13 protein-coding genes and 2 tRNA genes are annotated in these 15,844 nt (G+C 70.9%); 4 read left to right on the forward strand and 11 right to left on the reverse strand.

Features of this window, described 5'->3' with window-relative positions:
• Positions 1–130: 130 nt before the first annotated feature.
• The 4 genes from ACZ7M2_RS45445 to ACZ7M2_RS45460 all read right to left on the reverse strand — a co-directional run bounded on the left by ACZ7M2_RS45445 (position 131) and on the right by ACZ7M2_RS45460 (position 2,999).
• Complete coding sequence (locus tag ACZ7M2_RS45445; RefSeq protein ID WP_471600272.1) at positions 131–1,117, reverse strand: amidohydrolase family protein; 987 nt, start codon at positions 1,115–1,117, stop codon at positions 131–133.
• A 56-nt stretch (positions 1,118–1,173) separates the two neighbouring features.
• Positions 1,174–1,527 carry an antibiotic biosynthesis monooxygenase family protein gene (locus ACZ7M2_RS45450; protein WP_471600273.1) on the reverse strand — a complete coding sequence of 118 codons (354 nt, stop codon included), beginning with the start codon at positions 1,525–1,527 and terminating at the stop codon, positions 1,174–1,176.
• Between the two features lie 163 nt (positions 1,528–1,690).
• Positions 1,691–2,560, reverse strand: a complete 870-nt coding sequence (locus ACZ7M2_RS45455; RefSeq protein ID WP_471600274.1) for a DUF2797 domain-containing protein — start codon at positions 2,558–2,560, stop codon at positions 1,691–1,693.
• A gap of 70 nt (positions 2,561–2,630) precedes the next feature.
• Positions 2,631–2,999, reverse strand: coding sequence for an HGxxPAAW family protein (locus ACZ7M2_RS45460; protein WP_471600275.1), 369 nt, complete (start codon positions 2,997–2,999; stop codon positions 2,631–2,633).
• 111 nt (positions 3,000–3,110) lie between these two features.
• On the opposite strand from ACZ7M2_RS45460, the gene ACZ7M2_RS45465 reads away from it, so the two are divergent.
• Positions 3,111–3,590 carry a MarR family winged helix-turn-helix transcriptional regulator gene (locus ACZ7M2_RS45465; RefSeq protein WP_352050461.1) on the forward strand — a complete coding sequence of 160 codons (480 nt, stop codon included), beginning with the start codon at positions 3,111–3,113 and terminating at the stop codon, positions 3,588–3,590.
• 177 nt (positions 3,591–3,767) lie between these two features.
• On the opposite strand, the gene ACZ7M2_RS45470 is transcribed toward ACZ7M2_RS45465, so the two are convergent.
• Complete coding sequence (locus ACZ7M2_RS45470; RefSeq protein ID WP_471600276.1) at positions 3,768–3,917, reverse strand: hypothetical protein; 150 nt, start codon at positions 3,915–3,917, stop codon at positions 3,768–3,770.
• A gap of 448 nt (positions 3,918–4,365) precedes the next feature.
• Between ACZ7M2_RS45470 and ACZ7M2_RS45475 the strand changes: the two genes are divergently transcribed.
• Positions 4,366–5,028 carry a hypothetical protein gene (locus ACZ7M2_RS45475; protein ID WP_471600277.1) on the forward strand — a complete coding sequence of 221 codons (663 nt, stop codon included), beginning with the start codon at positions 4,366–4,368 and terminating at the stop codon, positions 5,026–5,028.
• 142 nt (positions 5,029–5,170) lie between these two features.
• Here the strand turns inward: ACZ7M2_RS45475 and ACZ7M2_RS45480 are convergent, their stop codons facing one another.
• The 4 genes from ACZ7M2_RS45480 to ACZ7M2_RS45495 form a co-directional block, all read right to left on the reverse strand.
• Complete coding sequence (locus ACZ7M2_RS45480) at positions 5,171–5,869, reverse strand: calcium-binding protein (RefSeq protein WP_471600278.1); 699 nt, start codon at positions 5,867–5,869, stop codon at positions 5,171–5,173.
• Positions 5,870–7,240: 1,371 nt separating this feature from the next.
• Positions 7,241–7,612 carry a VOC family protein gene (locus tag ACZ7M2_RS45485; protein ID WP_471600279.1) on the reverse strand — a complete coding sequence of 124 codons (372 nt, stop codon included), beginning with the start codon at positions 7,610–7,612 and terminating at the stop codon, positions 7,241–7,243.
• A gap of 138 nt (positions 7,613–7,750) precedes the next feature.
• Positions 7,751–7,823: transfer RNA gene (locus ACZ7M2_RS45490), tRNA-Arg, on the reverse strand.
• Between the two features lie 194 nt (positions 7,824–8,017).
• Positions 8,018–8,108: transfer RNA gene (locus ACZ7M2_RS45495), tRNA-Ser, on the reverse strand.
• 212 nt (positions 8,109–8,320) lie between these two features.
• Between ACZ7M2_RS45495 and ACZ7M2_RS45500 the strand changes: the two genes are divergently transcribed.
• Positions 8,321–8,818, forward strand: coding sequence for an SSI family serine proteinase inhibitor (locus tag ACZ7M2_RS45500; RefSeq protein WP_471600280.1), 498 nt, complete (start codon positions 8,321–8,323; stop codon positions 8,816–8,818).
• 202 nt (positions 8,819–9,020) lie between these two features.
• Positions 9,021–13,097 (forward strand): hybrid sensor histidine kinase/response regulator, encoded by a 4,077-nt coding sequence (locus ACZ7M2_RS45505; RefSeq protein WP_471600281.1) that lies wholly within the window; start codon positions 9,021–9,023, stop codon positions 13,095–13,097.
• A 117-nt stretch (positions 13,098–13,214) separates the two neighbouring features.
• Here ACZ7M2_RS45505 and ACZ7M2_RS45510 read toward each other — a convergent pair whose 3' ends face one another.
• Together ACZ7M2_RS45510 and ACZ7M2_RS45515 are read right to left on the reverse strand one after the other, a co-directional pair.
• Positions 13,215–14,891 (reverse strand): long-chain fatty acid--CoA ligase, encoded by a 1,677-nt coding sequence (locus ACZ7M2_RS45510; RefSeq protein WP_471600282.1) that lies wholly within the window; start codon positions 14,889–14,891, stop codon positions 13,215–13,217.
• A gap of 148 nt (positions 14,892–15,039) precedes the next feature.
• Positions 15,040–15,585, reverse strand: coding sequence for a SigE family RNA polymerase sigma factor (locus ACZ7M2_RS45515; RefSeq protein WP_095853762.1), 546 nt, complete (start codon positions 15,583–15,585; stop codon positions 15,040–15,042).
• Positions 15,586–15,844: the final 259 nt, after the last annotated feature.

The raw sequence follows: 15,844 nt of genomic DNA on the forward strand, positions 1-15,844 counted from the left end.
CACCTTGTCGGGGTCCTCTGAGAGCACGCTTTCGGGAACCTGTGATTTTCCTGAGAAACACACAGGTGCCTCTCAGGGAACTCCTGGGAAGATCACGAAGTTCCCCAAGGGCGTTTCCAGGGCGCCCCGTTCAGGGACTGATCGCGAAGAGACGAGCGCCGTTCTCGTAGCAGACGGCCCTCAGCCAGTCGTCCCCCAGCCCGAGCCGTTCGAGGGCGTGCAGCTGGTGGACGTACGGATAGGGGATGTTCGGGAAGTCGGTCCCCAGCAGGACCCGGTCACCCAGGGTGGCGAGCCGGGTCCTGGCCTCCCGCGGAAACGGCGCGAACCGCTCGCTGAAGTCCGTGAACGCCATCGTCGTGTCCAGCCGCACCTCCCCGTAGCGCTCCGCGAGGGCAAGGAAGTCCTCGTACTCGGGCATCCCCATGTGCGCCACGATCAGCCGCAGTCGGGGATGCCGGGCGAGGACACGGGCGACCGGCTCGGGCCCGGTGTGTTTGCCGGGCGCGGGACCGGACCCGCAGTGGATCACGACAGGGACCCCGGCCTCGGCGAGCAGCCCCCAGGTGGAGTCGAGGAGTCGATCACTCGGGTCGTACGCCCCCACCTGGACGTGCGCCTTGAAGACGCGAGCCCCTTGTTCCAGGGCCTCCCGCACATACCCCTCGACGCCCGGCTCGGGGAACAGGGTCGCGGTGTGCAGACAGTCGGGCGTCCGGCGGGCGAAGTCGACAGCCCAGGAGTTCAGCCACTGCGCCATGCCGGCCTTGTGGGGGTAGAGCATCGCGGTGAAGGCCCGTACGCCGAACTCCCTGATCACCGCGAGCCGTTCGCTCTCCTCCGCGCGGTAGGTGATGGGCCACTCGACGCCGCCGGTCAGCGGCCCGAGCGCGTCGAAGTAGTCCCACACCTTGTGCAGGACGCGCTCGGGCATGAAGTGCGTGTGGACATCGACGAGCCCCGGAAGCTCGAGCCGCTCCCAGAACCGCCGTACGTCTTCCCCACCGGACTCGTCAGACCCACCAGTCCCATCAGGTCCGCCAGTCCCATCAGCCCCATCAGTCCCGCCAGTTCCGCCAAACCTGTCGGTCCCGCCGGACCCGTCAGTCGCCCGCACGCTCGCTCCTGCCACTCCGCCCTACCTCCGTGCCCCGCTCGGTCCCGATGCTCTGCTCATTCCCCCGGAGTCCGCTCGAACCCATGGCTCCGTTCGACCTTGGCGATGTGCAGCGTGTAGCGCTCGTACCACTCGGCGCGGCCACGCTGCTGCGCCGCACGGTGCTCGGCGTGCCCGCTCCACGCCCTGATCGCGTCCGCGTCCCGGAAGTACCCGACGGTGATCGACAGGCCGCCCGGCGTGTGCGCCTGGTCCATGCCGAGGTAGCCCGGGATGTCCTTCACCAGCTCCTCCATGCGCTCGGCGGTCTCTCCGTACCCTCCGTCGTTGTCGGTCTTGACGGAGGTGAACACGGCGGCGTAGTAGGGGGGTTCATGGGCTGCGACAGGCGTAATGGAGTGATCGCTCATGTGATCCACTGTCGGACCGCGTGTCCCCGTTCGTCCAGGTCCTTTCCGAACGGGATCCAAGAGGGATCCCTCTCTTGACCCGCGGAGAACGGCATCCGCTCGGGCACTCGGACTCGGACACTCGGGCTCGGACACTCACACGTGCGCACTCCGACCCGGGCATTCAGAAGAGCCCGTCCTGCCTCACACTCCTGTCCTCCCACTCCCTGACAGGAACCGTCAGTTGCTCCCCCTTGACCGCGGTCAGCTCCCACCCGGTCATGAGCCGTGTATCGACCACGACGACCCCGCGCCCGGTCGCCAGATGCAGATCGGGCCCGGCCGCGGCGACCAGCTCCCCGCTCACCGCACCGCCCGCGACCAGCTCGCTCACGGCACCGACGGCGGGCGGGAGCCCTTCGAGTCCGAACACCCCGGTGTGATCGACGGCCTGGAAGGGCGCCCGCTCCAGGGACTCGGGCCACCCTTCGAGCTCCATGACCCGCGCGTGCAGCTCCCGGATCTCCTCGAGCCGCTCGGCCGCCCCCGGCAGCGCGGCGCGCACCGCCCGCTTCTCGGCGTACGGGATCCGGTCCGGCACCCGCAGCGCCGCCCGCAGCAGTTCCTCGGTGCGCCGCGCCGCCATCAACGGCCCCTGCCCCAGCCAGCTGAAGACGACGGCCCCCTGCTCCAGCAGCCGGGCCGATCCGCGCGCGGCCCCGGTGATCCCGACCTTGACCATGCCGGGCCCGAACCAGGCGAGATACACGCGGTAGGGCCGCGGGTCGTCGGCCATCGTGTCGGCGGCCACGGAGTGCGCACGGTCCAGCCGCGCGCACTCCTCACAACGGGCCCCCGCACTCCGCGCGGACACCACCGCCCGCACCGGGCACGCGTTCCCCCGCGCTCCCACACAGGTCCGTACGCCCCCGTCCACCACGCCAAAGGCCACCCGCTTCCCCCGGGACAGCGCACTGTCGCGCCCGCCGCCCCACATCAGCACGGGGCCGTCCGGCGACCACCGCAGACCCGAACATCTCCACGTCTGTGCCATCACTCACGAGCGTAGGCGTTGCCACCGACAACGGGGCCGGCGATCACGCCGCCTCTGCCAGGGCAGCCGTTCAGGTGGCGGACTCGGTCACGGGTTCACCACTCACCGGCTTACCGCCGACCGCCACGTCCGACCTGATCGCGGGCCGCCCACGCCCCGCCAGCCGGCACCCCACACACCCGGGGTGCCCGTGCCGCGCGGCGAGGTCCCTGACACGCAGTCCCCACTCCGAGGTCGGCCGTCGCCCGGGCGGCTTGCCCCACCCGGCGAGATGGAGCACCCAGGTGACCAGCACGCTCGCGGCCACGACCGCCGACCCGCCCCACTCGCCGAGGGCGTTGTCGGCACAGACCCCCAGCCCGATGCCCGCCACCCCCACGGTGGCGATCCCGAATCCGATCCAGCCCGCGAGGGTGTGCCCCTCGTCATGCTTGCTCACGTATTGCCTCCCTCTGTCCGAACAGCGGAGTTTCGTGATGTGAGGGACTAGAATCCCTCATACGCTAAGAAATCTACCCCAGAAACATCTCACGCACTAAGGGAAATGCCCATGCAGCAGGGCACGCCGCGCCCACCCGCGACTCCGGCCCAGGCGCTGAGCGCCATGGACCACCTCATCGCGACGGGCATGATCGGCCAGCAGGAGATGGCCCAGCGGCTGAACCTGAACGTCACCGACCTCACGTGCTTCGGCTTTGTCCTGGAGGCGGGCGACACGCTGCTCACGGCCGGCGACCTCGCGGAGCGGGCCCATGTCACGACGGGTGCCGTCACGGGGATCCTCAACCGCCTCGAACGCGCCGACTACGTCACCCGCCGCCCCGACCCCGACGACCGCCGCCGCGTCCGCGTGGCCGCGAACCCGGACGCGGTCGCCCGCGTCAAGGCCCTCTACGAGCCGCACTACGCCCGCGTCACCGAACTCTTCTCCGACTACTCGCCCGCCGAAATCGCGGTCCTGTACGACTGGTTCACCCGTACGGGAAGGCTGATGGGCGAATACCTGGAGGAGCTGCGGAAGGGCGAATGAGCCGACGCGCCTTCACCTAACGTGGGGAGGGCCCGAAGCCGCACGTATGGGATGCGACTTCGGGCCCTTCTCCTTGGTACGGCGCCTCCGGCGCCCCGGCATCCCCCGGCGCCCTCCGGCGTCCTCCTAAGGCAGCACGTACACCGGCGCCCCGTCCGCCGCGCACGCGCTCCACCGTCAGCCCGGTTCGCCGGCGATGTCCCCCAGCCGGTACTGCGCCTTCCCCCGCACGAGGGCGGGCGCGAGATACGCCGCCACGGCGAGCACATCCGCGGTGCCGACAAGATTCCTCGCCTGCCATCCCGCCAGCAGTTCCTGCGGAGTCATCACCGGCGACTTCCCGCCCCGCCGCCCGCCCCCATCCGCCCCGCGATCCGGTCCAACGACTCGGCCACGCGCCCCAGGGCCGCCGCCATCGCGCCTTGACTCCGGGCGATCACCTCCTGGCTGCGAGCGATCACCTCCTGACCCCGGAAGTTCATTTCCTGACTGCGCGCCATCGCGCCCTGTCTCCGGGCCGTGGCGCTCCGGTCACCGTTCGACTCCCGCAACAGCTGATTCCCCCGGCGCAACGGCGTGCGGGCCGGGGATTGTGCTCGGATCAACGGCGTCGGTCAAGTCCCGACTTCTCGCGTCACGTGATTCAGGGGCATGACCCGATTCAAAGGGCCGGGCCTAATGGACCTATGCGATGCACGGCCGGAAACCCGTAAGTCGCAGACCATTCATCAACCTACTGTCCCCCTCTCCCCAATTCCACGGGATGTGAATTTCCATGACTCGCCGTTCCTCTTTCCAGCGACTTGTGCTGCTCGCCGCCTCGACCACCGTGATCGCCGGAGGCGCGGTGCTGCCCAGCACCGCGATGGCCGCCACGGCGGCGCCGCATACGGCCACCGTCACCACGGTCGCCTCCGATCACGACGCTCACCGTCAGCGCGGCGGCCCCGCCTCCGCCAAGCACTGGGTGGAGACCACCGACGCCGTGAGCGGCATCAAGTTCCGACTCCCCGGAAAGCCCGCGGTCATGCAGTTCACCCAGGCCGCGGACGGAATGAACGGTCGCCTTTACAAGGTGAGGACCGATAACGGAGTCATCGTCTTCGCGGTCTTCGACCTGCCCTGCGCCAAGGGGGAGCTCGACGACGCTCTTCAGGGCTTGGTGGACGGCTACAACGCGGGCGCCCAGTCCCCCCAGCACAAACTCTCCAGCACCGGCGTCCACAAGATCAAGGTCCACGGCCGGCCGGGCCTCGACGCGCGTCTCTCCGCCCCTGACGGCGCTGCGGGCTCCGCCCGCCTCATCGCCGGCGACGCCCACTTCCTCGAGATCGTCTCTCTCAGCCCGAAGGGGAAGGAGAAGCCCATGCAGGAGACGTACCAGCGACTCCTCGCGAGCGTCCACAACCCCCACACCCACGCCCCCCGTGCCGACTGACCCCCACGGGACCGAGCGCTCCGACCACGACCGAACCCACAGCCCCGTACTCCCCGGAACGCCACGGGCCCCGGATCCCTCCGGGGCCCGTGGCCACCGGGCGTGTACGACACGCCCGGCGACTGTCTTCAAGTGGTTTGCGCTAGGGGTTGCATTGGGTGGCGCCTGCACCGGTGGAGGGGCGGACGCAGAAATCGATGCCGGGCCCGCCGTCGTTGGTGTTCGTGCCGGGGCCGCCGTCGAGGGCGTCGTTGCCGCTCTGGCCGAGGAGGGTGTCGTTTCCGGCGGCGCCTTGGAGGACGTCGCTGCCGTTGCCGCCCTCGATGCGGTCGTTGCCGTCGCCCCCGGTAAGGGCGTCGCTGCCGTCACCGCCGCACAGCAGGTCGTCGCCGCCGAGCCCGTTGATGGTGTCGCCGCCGCCGAGCCCGAAGATCGCGTCTCGTGCCTGGGTGCCGATCAGGACGTTGGGGAGGTCGTTGCCGGTGATGACGTTGAAGCCTTGGGCCCGCAGGTCGGCGGGGCTGGTGGCGCAGGTAGGGGCGACGGGGGAATGCACGGTGAGTGTGAACTGCCGTGAGGCCGCAGGCACGTTCGGGTTGGGGTCGGTGGCCGTGACGGTGAACGTGGACGTGCCCTGTGCGGTGGGAGTGCCGGAGATCTCTCCGCTGTCCGGGTCGAGGCTCAGGCCGGGGGGCAGGGAGCCGACAGTAACCGCGAAGGTGGGGTTCCCGGTGCCGCCGGTGGTCTGCAGGGTGGTGGAGTAGGCGACGTTCTGGGTTGCGTCAGGCAGCGGGCTTACCGTGCTGAAGGCCAGGTCCTGGACCGTGTAGGCGATGGTCACCTGACCATTCGCGTCATGGGTTCCAACGGGCGAGGTGGAATACGCGGTGCTGGTGCCCGTGGGGGTGGCGAAACTGCTGCCTCCACCGCCGCTCCCTCCACCGGCGGCACCCAGGGTGGTGGCCGAAGCACCCCCGCCACCACCGCCGAAGTAACCGCCTCCGCCACCTCCGCCGCCGGCAACGACAAGACCGGTGCCACAGCCGGAGTAGTTGCCGCCTGAGCCCCCGGTGCCGACCATGCCGGCGGAGAAACCACTCCCTGTGCCGCCGGCCTCGGCCATGCACGGCGGGGCGAAACCGGCTGCACCGCCGGTGCCTCCTGCGCTGCTGGTACCCCCGCCACCGCCGCCTCCAGGGGAACCGCCGACAGTTCCTCCTGGATCTCCCGCAGTGCCGTTCGGGGTGCCGCCGTTACCCCCGTTGGAAGGGAAATTGCGTCCCCCGGTACCGCCGCCCCCGCCCGCTACCACGAGCAGGCTGCCGCCCGTTGACACACTTGACGCCCCACCCCCACCCGAACCGTTGGAAATTGGAGTGGTGGGTCCCGCTCCACCCGGCGCTCCGCCGTTGAACCCGCCGACGGCACCCACGTTGCTACTACAGCCCCTGCCGCCGGCTCCACCCACATTGACCGTGACGGGCGTCGGGGTCGCGGAGGCCGGGAGAGTGGTGACCACCCGCGCCCCTGCACCACCCGTTCCGCCATTGACGCAAGAGCCGTTGCGGGTGGTGCCACCGCCGGCGCCGTCCGCGGTGATCGTTACCGCTGTGTTGGCCGGGACGGTGAAGCTCTGGGGAGCACCCGTGAAGGTGAAAGTCTCAGTGAGGGGAACTGCACGGGGCGACGCCGTAGCCGTCGTAGCCGGAACCAGCCCAAGACCGGACAGGACCAGACACAGGGCCGTCGCCGTGCCTGTGCCATACCACCGCGCGCCGCCGAGCCTGCCGTGGCGAGGCACTGATCGCACGATCAGAGCCGGTTTCCGCGCATGCCTGTTGTCCACCGATCTCTCCCGAGGCTTTTGAAGCGATGCCCGTGCTTGATCAGCAGCAGGCCTGCACCTCCGTATCCGGCGGCGCACAAGCGCACCGTACACAACAGAATGACAAATAAGACGAATTGCCGTTTCTGTGTCATAAACGGGCACTCCGGGCCGATATGACTGCCCGCGGCTCAGCACCGGGTCGTCAACCGTCGGGGCTCCAAGGTCTCGCGCCCGCGTGCTCGCCACCGGGAAAGCCGACTCGCCGCGGGAAGCCGACACCTGCGCACTCGGCATGCCGTACGCGCTCCTGCCGGCGGCCCGGGACCGCTCCTTCGAGGCGCTGTGCAGCCGGTGTCCCGGGAGCCGTCCGATCGGCTCCCAGGACTATCCGATGAGGGTCTCCTTCGGCCGGACCACGCAGAACTCGTTCCCCTCCGGGTCGGCCAGCACGGTCCACGACTCGTCGCCGCTCTGTCCGACGTCCGCTCGGCGAGCGCCGAGAGCGAGGATTCGCTCGATCTCGGCTTCCCGGTCCTCCGCCGTGGAGGTCAGATCGAGGTGCAGGCGGTTCTTGACGGCCTTGCGGTCGGTCACCGGCATGAAGCAGATTCCCACCGGAGCCGTCTCGTCCGGCCCGATCACGACCTCCCGCTCCCGTTCGGACAGGATCCGCCAGCGCAGCACCTCGGCCCAGAACCGGGCCAGGGCGGGCAGGTCGTGGGCGTCGATGACGATGTGATGCAGCGAGACAGGCATGCCGAACAGTGTTCCCTCTGAGCTCATGGACAGACCTCTGGGCTCAGAGACAGAACAGAAGCGGTTGCCGTCGAACACTGCCGTCAAGGCAAAAGCCAGAGGCCCTGTGGATCACTCCACAGGGCCTCTGGTCTGGTGTGCACTCGGCAGGATTCGAACCTGCAACCTTCTGATCCGTAGTCAGATGCTCTATCCGTTAAGCTACGAGTGCTTGTTTTCTTGTTTCCTGCTTCGTCCCGCTTCCCGGGCTTTCGGCCCGCTCGCGGCGACAGGAAGAACATTACATGACTGCCGCCGCCATGTGAAATCCGTTTGCCGCACCCCTTGTGAGCTGGGCAAACGCGCTCCAGAGGTACTCAACGCCGAAGCCCCGGTCCAGCTGGACCGGGGCTTCGGATCTTGGCGCGGAGGCGGAGGGATTTGAACCCTCGATGGGCTTTAAGGCCCAAACCGCATTAGCAGTGCGGCGCCATAGACCGGACTAGGCGACGCCTCCCGCACAACCGCCCACGCGAGCGCGAGTGGTGCGTGCAGATGATGACACAGCCGGGTGGGGTGTCACCAATCGGCTCCTACGGTACTAGGCAGTCGGGTCACAGAGCAAAGTCCCGAGGAGCCGGTGAGCCGGAGCGCCGAGCCTCTGAGAGGCGCGCGGGGGCAGGCGTCGGCCGCGCGCAACCGCTCGGGGCCCCTCGCGTTAGTCAGGTCATGTTGCGTCGTCTCGTCCTCACCGCCGCCGCGTCCGTCGCGGCACTGTCCGCCGTACCCGCCCTGCCCGCCGCCGCCCAGGCCGGAGCCGCCCGCGCGGAACCGGCCTCCCTGAGCCTGATGCCTCCGCCGGCCCGCGGCGAGGATTCCGGGGACCGGCTGACCGTGACCGTCCAGCACACGGAAGGCGGCGACGGGACGTACGAGCTGCGATGTCATCCCGATGGCGGCAGTCACCCCGCCGTGGGCAAGGCGTGCGCGACGCTGGACCAGCGGACCACGTGGGGCAAGGACCCCTTCGCCCCCGTGGCGCCCGGCACGATGTGCACGATGATGTACGGCGGTCCGGCCACCGCCCATGTGACCGGGACCTGGGCCGGGCGGCCCGTCGACGCGCGGTTCGACCGGGCGGACGGCTGCCAGATCGCGCGCTGGGACGCCCTCGTCCCCCTGCTCCCCGGCTCCGCCCACAGCCGCGGCACGGCTCGGTCATGGTGACGTCATGATTCGGCGAGGCAGGGAGGGAAGGGGTGAAATGCGCGGTCACAGGTTCTTCCGTTCTTCTGCGTGCGACCTCCCTCTCATCCGGCGCCGCGAGCGCGGCCTCTGCCCGTAGACTCCCTCGCGTGACACGCTGCGGGCAGGTTGGCAAGATGGCCCTCGCGGTAGGCAAGGTGCGGTAACAGGGAGGAAGCGTCTCGTGAGCAGCAGGCCATCCCGAGGCGCTGCTCGCCTCGCAGCCATACTGGACGCGCTGCCCGATGCGTTGGTGCTGGTCAACGCCAATGGCACGGTCGTCAACGCCAACACCATCGCCCTGGAGGCCTTCGAGGCCCCGGGTACGGCTCTGGTGGGCCGGGGGCTGCTCGATCTGCTGCCCGAGTTCGACTCGCGGCTGATCCCCGGGTCCATGCGGCGGCCCGAGACGATCGACCAGAGTGGGCGGACCAAGCCGACCAGGATGATCGCGCGGCGGACCGACGGCAGCGAGTTCCCGGTCGAGGTCACCAGCGCGAACCTGGAGAACGGCCAGCAGGCCTACGACAGTTACGGTCCCGCCCCTGACGAGCTGCTCATGCTCGTCGTACGCGATCTGTCGGGCACCGTCGACACCGAGGCCGAACTCGCGCGTTCGCAACGGCAGACCGAGATGATCCTGCGCGCGGCGGCCGAGGGTGTCGTGGGCACGGACACGGAGGGGCGGGTCGTCCTCGTCAATCCGGCGGCCGCTCAGATACTGGGATATCGGGCCAGTGATCTCGGCGGGCAGGACCTGCACGCCCTCATCCTTCACTCGCGCGCGGACGGCGAGCCCTTCGCGTACGAGGAGTCCCCGCTCGCCGACACCCTGCGCTCCGGGCGCAAGCACCGGGTGCGCGGGCAGGTCCTGTGGTCCAAGTCCGGGAACAAGGTGCCGGTCGACCTGACGACCGCTCCGGTGCGCGACGGGGACCAGCTCGTCGGCGCCGTGATGACCTTCACCGACCGACGGCCGTACGACAGCCTCGTCGAGGAGAAGGACGCCGAGGCCACCCAGCACGCGGAGGAGATCGAGCGGATCGGCGAGGAGCACGCGGCGGAGCTGGCTGCGCTGCGCGAGCGGCACGCCGCCGAGCTCGCCGAGGTGAGCGAGCGCCACGAGGAGGAACTCGCCGCGGGTGACGAGCGGTACGCGGCGCTCGGCGAGCGCGAGAAGGACCGCTACGAGGCGCTGACCGCCCGGCACGATCAGCTCCTCTCCGTGCTCGGCCAGTCCCTGCGCGGGCCTCTCGACCAGCTGCGCGGTGAGCTCTCCAAGCTCGCCGCCGACGACGCCGGCCAGCTGTGGCCCGAGGCCAACCAGGTACTCCACCACCTCGCGGCGGGCTACTCGCGGATCACGACCCTCGTCGACAACGTGCTCGGCTATCAGCGGCTGGACGCGGGGGCCGAGCAGATCGTCCGTACGAACGTGATGCTGGACGCGGTCGTCGCGGCCGGTGTCGACGGGGCCGTCGAACTGATCGGGCCCGGGCGGGTGCAGTTCGCCGTGCACGCGCCGCCCATCGAGGCCGAGGTCGACCCGCAGCGGCTCGCGCAGGCGCTGGCGCACCTCATCGCGGACGTGGCCGGAGTCGACGCGACCGGCAACGCGCCGGTGTCCGCGGGCGGCTACATGGACAACACCGTCGTCGTGGCGGCGGCGCAGCGCGGCGAGGTCGTACGGATCGAGGTGCGCGGGCCGTACAGCGGGGGAGACCCGGTGCACGAGCCGATCGTGCGCGGGATCGTGCGCGCGCACGGCGGCGTGCTGCAGACGCACGAGGTGCCGGGCATGAGCGGCAGCGCTTTCGTCCTGGAGGTGCCGATCGGCGACGGGGCCGGAGCCATGGCCCCCGCGGCTCCGGTGTCGACCGGTGCCGAGATCGCCCTCCCCGAGCAGGCCTCGCACCAGAACGGCGGCAACCAGGGCGGTGGCAGGCGGCGGGCCCGGAGGTCCTCCGTGGACGCCTTCCTGGAGAGCGAGGTCGCCCCCGCGGAGCCGGTCACGACCGAGGGCGGTGCGGCCGCTCCCACCGGGCGGCGCAGGCGCCGTACGGCCGCGGAGCAGGAGGCCGCCGAGGTGTCCGTGCCCGCGCAGGCCCAGGGCCCCGGTGACGGCGATGGCGTCGCCACCGGGCGCCGTCGTGGGCGGCCGAGCACGGTCGAGGGAGCGGACGGCGACGCGGCCGAGGGTGTGTCGGAGGGCGCGGTCGTCATGGCGGCCGAGCACGGGGCGGGAACCGCGGCCGTGGGTACGGGTCTGGGCGGGACGGTGCCTCCGCAGGGGGTTCCTGTGGCTTCTCCGCAAGGGGTGCCCGTGCCGTCCGGGCGGCGGGCACGGCGTGACGGCGAACAGCACGCGCTGCCGCCCGCGTTGCCCGCGGCTCCCAGCGCCCCGAGCGCTCCGGGTGCCCCGGAGGCCGTCCCCGCCGAAGGTGTCGACGCGCAGCCGACCGGGCGACGTCGGCGGGCTCTGGCCGCGGCGGCCGAGCGGGCCGCCGCGCAGGAAGGTGGCGCCCGGACCGTGTTCGCGCTTCCGCCCGCGGAGGCGGACCGCTCGCCCGAGTACATCGAGGCCGAACAGGCCCAGCAGGCGCAGCGTGCCCAGCAGCAGCTCCTGGAGCAGGCGGGCGACGCCGTCGGTGCCGTAGCCGGTCGTGGCCAGGGGGACGAGGGCCGGCACGACGGGATGCCGCACGACCCGGCCGACGATCACACTCCGCCCCAGCCGCACCCGGTTCCCGCGCCGTCGGGAGTGCGGACCCGCCAGGCACCGGCCCCGGCTCGGCCCGACGTGGCGGCGGTTCCGGCCCAGGGCGTCCCCGTACCGGCCGCCCCGGCGCCCGGAGCCCCGGCGCAGGCCGTCCCCGCGCAGGCCCCGGCCCCTTGGCCCGCCCCGAACGCCGACGACACCTCCGGCGCCGGCATCCCCGTGCCGCCCGGCGCCCCTGCCCCGGCGGCGGCCGCCGCCCGTCAGGCCCAGCCGCAACCGCAGACGCAGACTCCTGCCCCCGGCACCCCCCTGCCGCCGGAGCAGCCCGCGCGGTCGGTGCCCCGGCCAGGGGCTCAGCCGCGGGTCGCCCAGCCGCTGCCCGCCGAGGCCGCCGCGCCGGTCGACCCCAACTCGACGCAGGGGCGCGCGTTCAGCGTGCGGACGCTCGGGCAGGGCGTGCCGTTCAGCCGTCAGTCGGCGCCGAACAAGCCGGGGGCCGTACCGGCCCAGGCGCAGGCGCAGCAGACCGCCACGCCTCCTCCGCACCAGACCAACGGCTCCGGCCGCCGCCGCAAGCTCGGCACTCCCCCCGAGCCCGCCGCCGAGCGCCCCGAAGCGACGGCGCGCCCTCACCCGCAGGCCGGGCAGACCGCCACGGCTCCCGGGCCGAGGCTGCCCGGAACGACCGAGGGCGCCGGTCGGTCGTACGCCATAGGAGCCCCGGACAAGAACGCCGACGAGGGTCCCGAGCCGCTGGACGGTCCCGGTGGCGCGGTCGAGGTCGCCGACCAGCCGCAGCCGCGACCCGTCGACGACGAGCTGCCCCCGGAGCCGCTGGACAACCCGCGCCGCCTCCTCGTGTGGCCCGCGCCGGACGTGACGACCCAGCAGGCGCTGAGCGACCGTGGCTACCGGCCCGTCATCGTGAACTCGCGCGAGGAGGTGGACGCGCAGATCGCCGCGTTCCCGGCCGCGCTGTTCGTGGACCCGCTGACCGGTCCGATCACACGCACCGCGCTGCAGTCGCTGCGTCAGGCCGCCGTCGCCGCCGAGGTCCCGGTACTGGTGACGGCCGGACTGGGGCAGGCGACGCGGGAGGCAGCGTACGGCGCCGATCCCGCCGTACTCCTGAAGGCGCTCGCGCCGCGGGACTCCGAGCAGCACCCGCCGCGTGTGCTGCTCATCGAGGAGCACGCGGAGATCGCGCTGGCGTTGACCTCGACGCTGGAGCGGCGCGGAATGCAGGTGGCGCGGGCGTCCACGGACGCGGACGCGGTCACGCTGGCTTCTCAGATGCGGCCGAACCTGGTCGTGATGGATCTGATGCAGGTACGGCGTCGGCGCGCCGGGATCGTGGACTGGCTGCGAGCGAACGGGCAGTTGAACCGCACACCGCTCGTCGTCTACACCGCGGCTGTCGACCCGGCCGAACTGCCGCGCCTCGCCGCGGGTGAGACGGTCCTGTTCCTCGCCGAGCGCTCGACGAGCGTCGAGGTGCAGGACCGGATCGTGGATCTGCTGGCGCGCATCGGAACGAACTGACCCGCTGCGCTGCGGGCCTGCTGACCTGCTGGCCTCGAACTGGGTTCACACCTACGACGGTTGGGGTGCTGTTTCACGTGAAACAGCACCCCAACCGTCATTCTGCCGCCGAGGACCTCAGAGCTGGGTGACGTCCAGCGTGCCCTCCGCGTACTGCCTGCGCAGCACCTTCTTGTCGAACTTGCCGACGCTCGTCTTCGGGACCGCCTCGATGATCGTCCAGCGCTCGGGAAGCTGCCACTTGGCGATCTTGCCCTCCTCGGCGAGGAAGGTGCGCAGCGACGCGAAGTCGGCGGTGGCGCCCTCCCTCAGGACGACCGTGGCGAGGGGGCGCTCGCCCCACTTGTCGTCGGGGACGGCGACGACGGCGGCCTCGGCGACGGCTGGGTGCGACATCAGCGCGTTCTCCAGGTCGACGGAGGAGATCCACTCGCCGCCCGACTTGATGACGTCCTTGGCGCGGTCGGTGAGGGTCAGGAAACCGTCGTGGCTGATCGTGCCGACGTCGCCGGTCTTGAGCCAGCCGTCCTCACTGAACTTGTCGGCGGGGCGAACCGGTTCGGTGCCCTGGCCGCCGTAGTACGCGCCCGCGATCCAGGGGCCGCGCACCTCCAGCTCGCCCGCGGACTCGCCGTCCCAGGGGAGGCGTTCGCCGCCGGGGCCGGAGAGTCGGGCCTCCACGCCGGCCGGGAAGCGGCCCTGGGTGAGGCGGTACGCGAACTCCTCGTCCGTGCCGACGACGCTGGCCGGCGGCCGGGCGATCGTGCCCAGCGGGGAGGTCTCCGTCATGCCCCAGGCGTGGCAGACGCGCATGCCCAGCTTGTCGAAGGCCTCCATGAGGGAGGGCGGGCAGGCCGAGCCGCCGATGGTGACCTGGGTGAGCGAGGAGACGTCCCGGGGCTTGGCGTGCAGTTCACCGAGCAGGCCCTGCCAGATGGTGGGGACGGCCGCGGCGTGCGTCGGCCGCTCGGACTCGATCATCTCGGCGAGCGGCGCGGGCTGGAGGAAACGGTCCGGCATGAGGAGGTTGACGCCGGTCATGAACGTGGCGTGCGGCAGGCCCCAGGCGTTGACGTGGAACTGGGGGACCACCACGAGCGAGGTGTCCTGGTCGGTGAGCCCCATCGACTGGGCCATGTTGACCTGCATGGAGTGCAGGTAGATCGAACGATGGGAGTAGATGACGCCCTTGGGGTCGCCGGTGGTGCCGGAGGTGTAACACATGGCCGCGGCGGCACGCTCGTCCAGCTCCGGCCAGGCGTACGTGGTCGGCTTGCCCGCGATCAACTCGTCGTACTCGTGCACCTGGACGCTCGCGCCCTCGAGCAGCGAACGGTCACCGGGGCCCGAGACGACCACGTGCTCGACCGTCGGCAGATGAGGGAGCAGCGGCGCGAGCAGCGGGAGCAGCGAGCCGTTGGCGATGATCACGCGGTCGGCCGCGTGGTTGACGATGAAGACGAGTTGTTCCGCGGGGAGGCGGAGGTTGAGCGTGTGCAGGACCGCGCCCATGGAGGGGATCCCGAAGTACGCCTCGACATGCTCGGCGTTGTTCCACATCAACGTCGCCACACGGTCGTCGTCCTCGACACCGAGCTCCTCGCGCAGCGCGTGCGCGAGTTGGGCGGCCCGGTCGCCGATCTCGGCGTAGGAACGGCGCTGCGGCTCTCCCTCACCCGTCCAGGTGATCACCTGCGAGGTGCCATGGATGGCCGACCCGTGGGTCAGGATCCTCGAGATCAGCAGCGGTACGTCCTGCATCGTGCTCAGCACGGCGTCCTCCCGGGGCGACATTGCCTACGAGGCGGTAAGGGATGCGCTGATTCTGCGCACATACCACTCGGTATGTCACTAGCTCCGGACGATCGATCAGGTCACAGGGGTCGTTCGGCCCGGACGGGAACTTTTCCGCAGGGGCCGTTCGGCCCGAATCTGCCGAAGGTCAGCGCACGGGTTCCAGCTCCGGGTCCTCGCGCAGCTTGCCCAACGCCCGTGACACCGCCGACTTGACCGTGCCGACGGAGACACCGAGCACCTCCGCGGTCTGTGCCTCGCTCAGGTCCTCGTAGTACCGCAGGACGACCATGGCCCGCTGCCGTGCCGGGAGCTTCATGATCGCGCGCCACATCGCGTCGTGCAGCGCCTGCTGCTCGGCCGGGTCCCCGGCGGGGACGTCCTCCGGCTCCGGGAGCTCGTCGCACACGAACTCGTCGACCTTGCGCTTGCGCCACTGCGAGGTCCGGGTGTTCAGCAGCGCCCGCCGTACATAGCCGTCGAGCGCGCGGTGGTCCTCGATCCGCTCCCACGCGACGTAGGTCTTGGTCAGCGCGGTCTGCAGCAGGTCCTCGGCGTCGCTCGGGTTCGCGGTCAGCGAGCGGGCGGTACGCAGCAGCACCGGCTGGCGGGCCTTCATGTACGACGAGAACGACGGGTACGGAAGGGTCCGTGTCCCGCCGTTCGAACCGCTGGTGCAGACGAGTGAGGTCATGGCTCCACGCTAGGAGTGACCCCTACCTTTTCGGATCGGCCGCAGGTCCCGAAGAGGTGTCCCCCTCAGGTTGTAGGAGGGGGGCTGGCCCCACCTCCTGAGGGTGGACGAGCGGCGCCCGCACCCTGAGGGTTCACCCCTGACAGACCGATACGGCCGTAGTACGGCGGCTGCCGCCGTACCACCCGGGATGTCCCCGAGGGGCTCCGTGACGCGGGGCGAGAGGGGAGAACGGGACGAGCGGGGAGAGCGGGGAGAG

This window comes from Streptomyces sp. NPDC111507 (assembly GCF_055638955.1).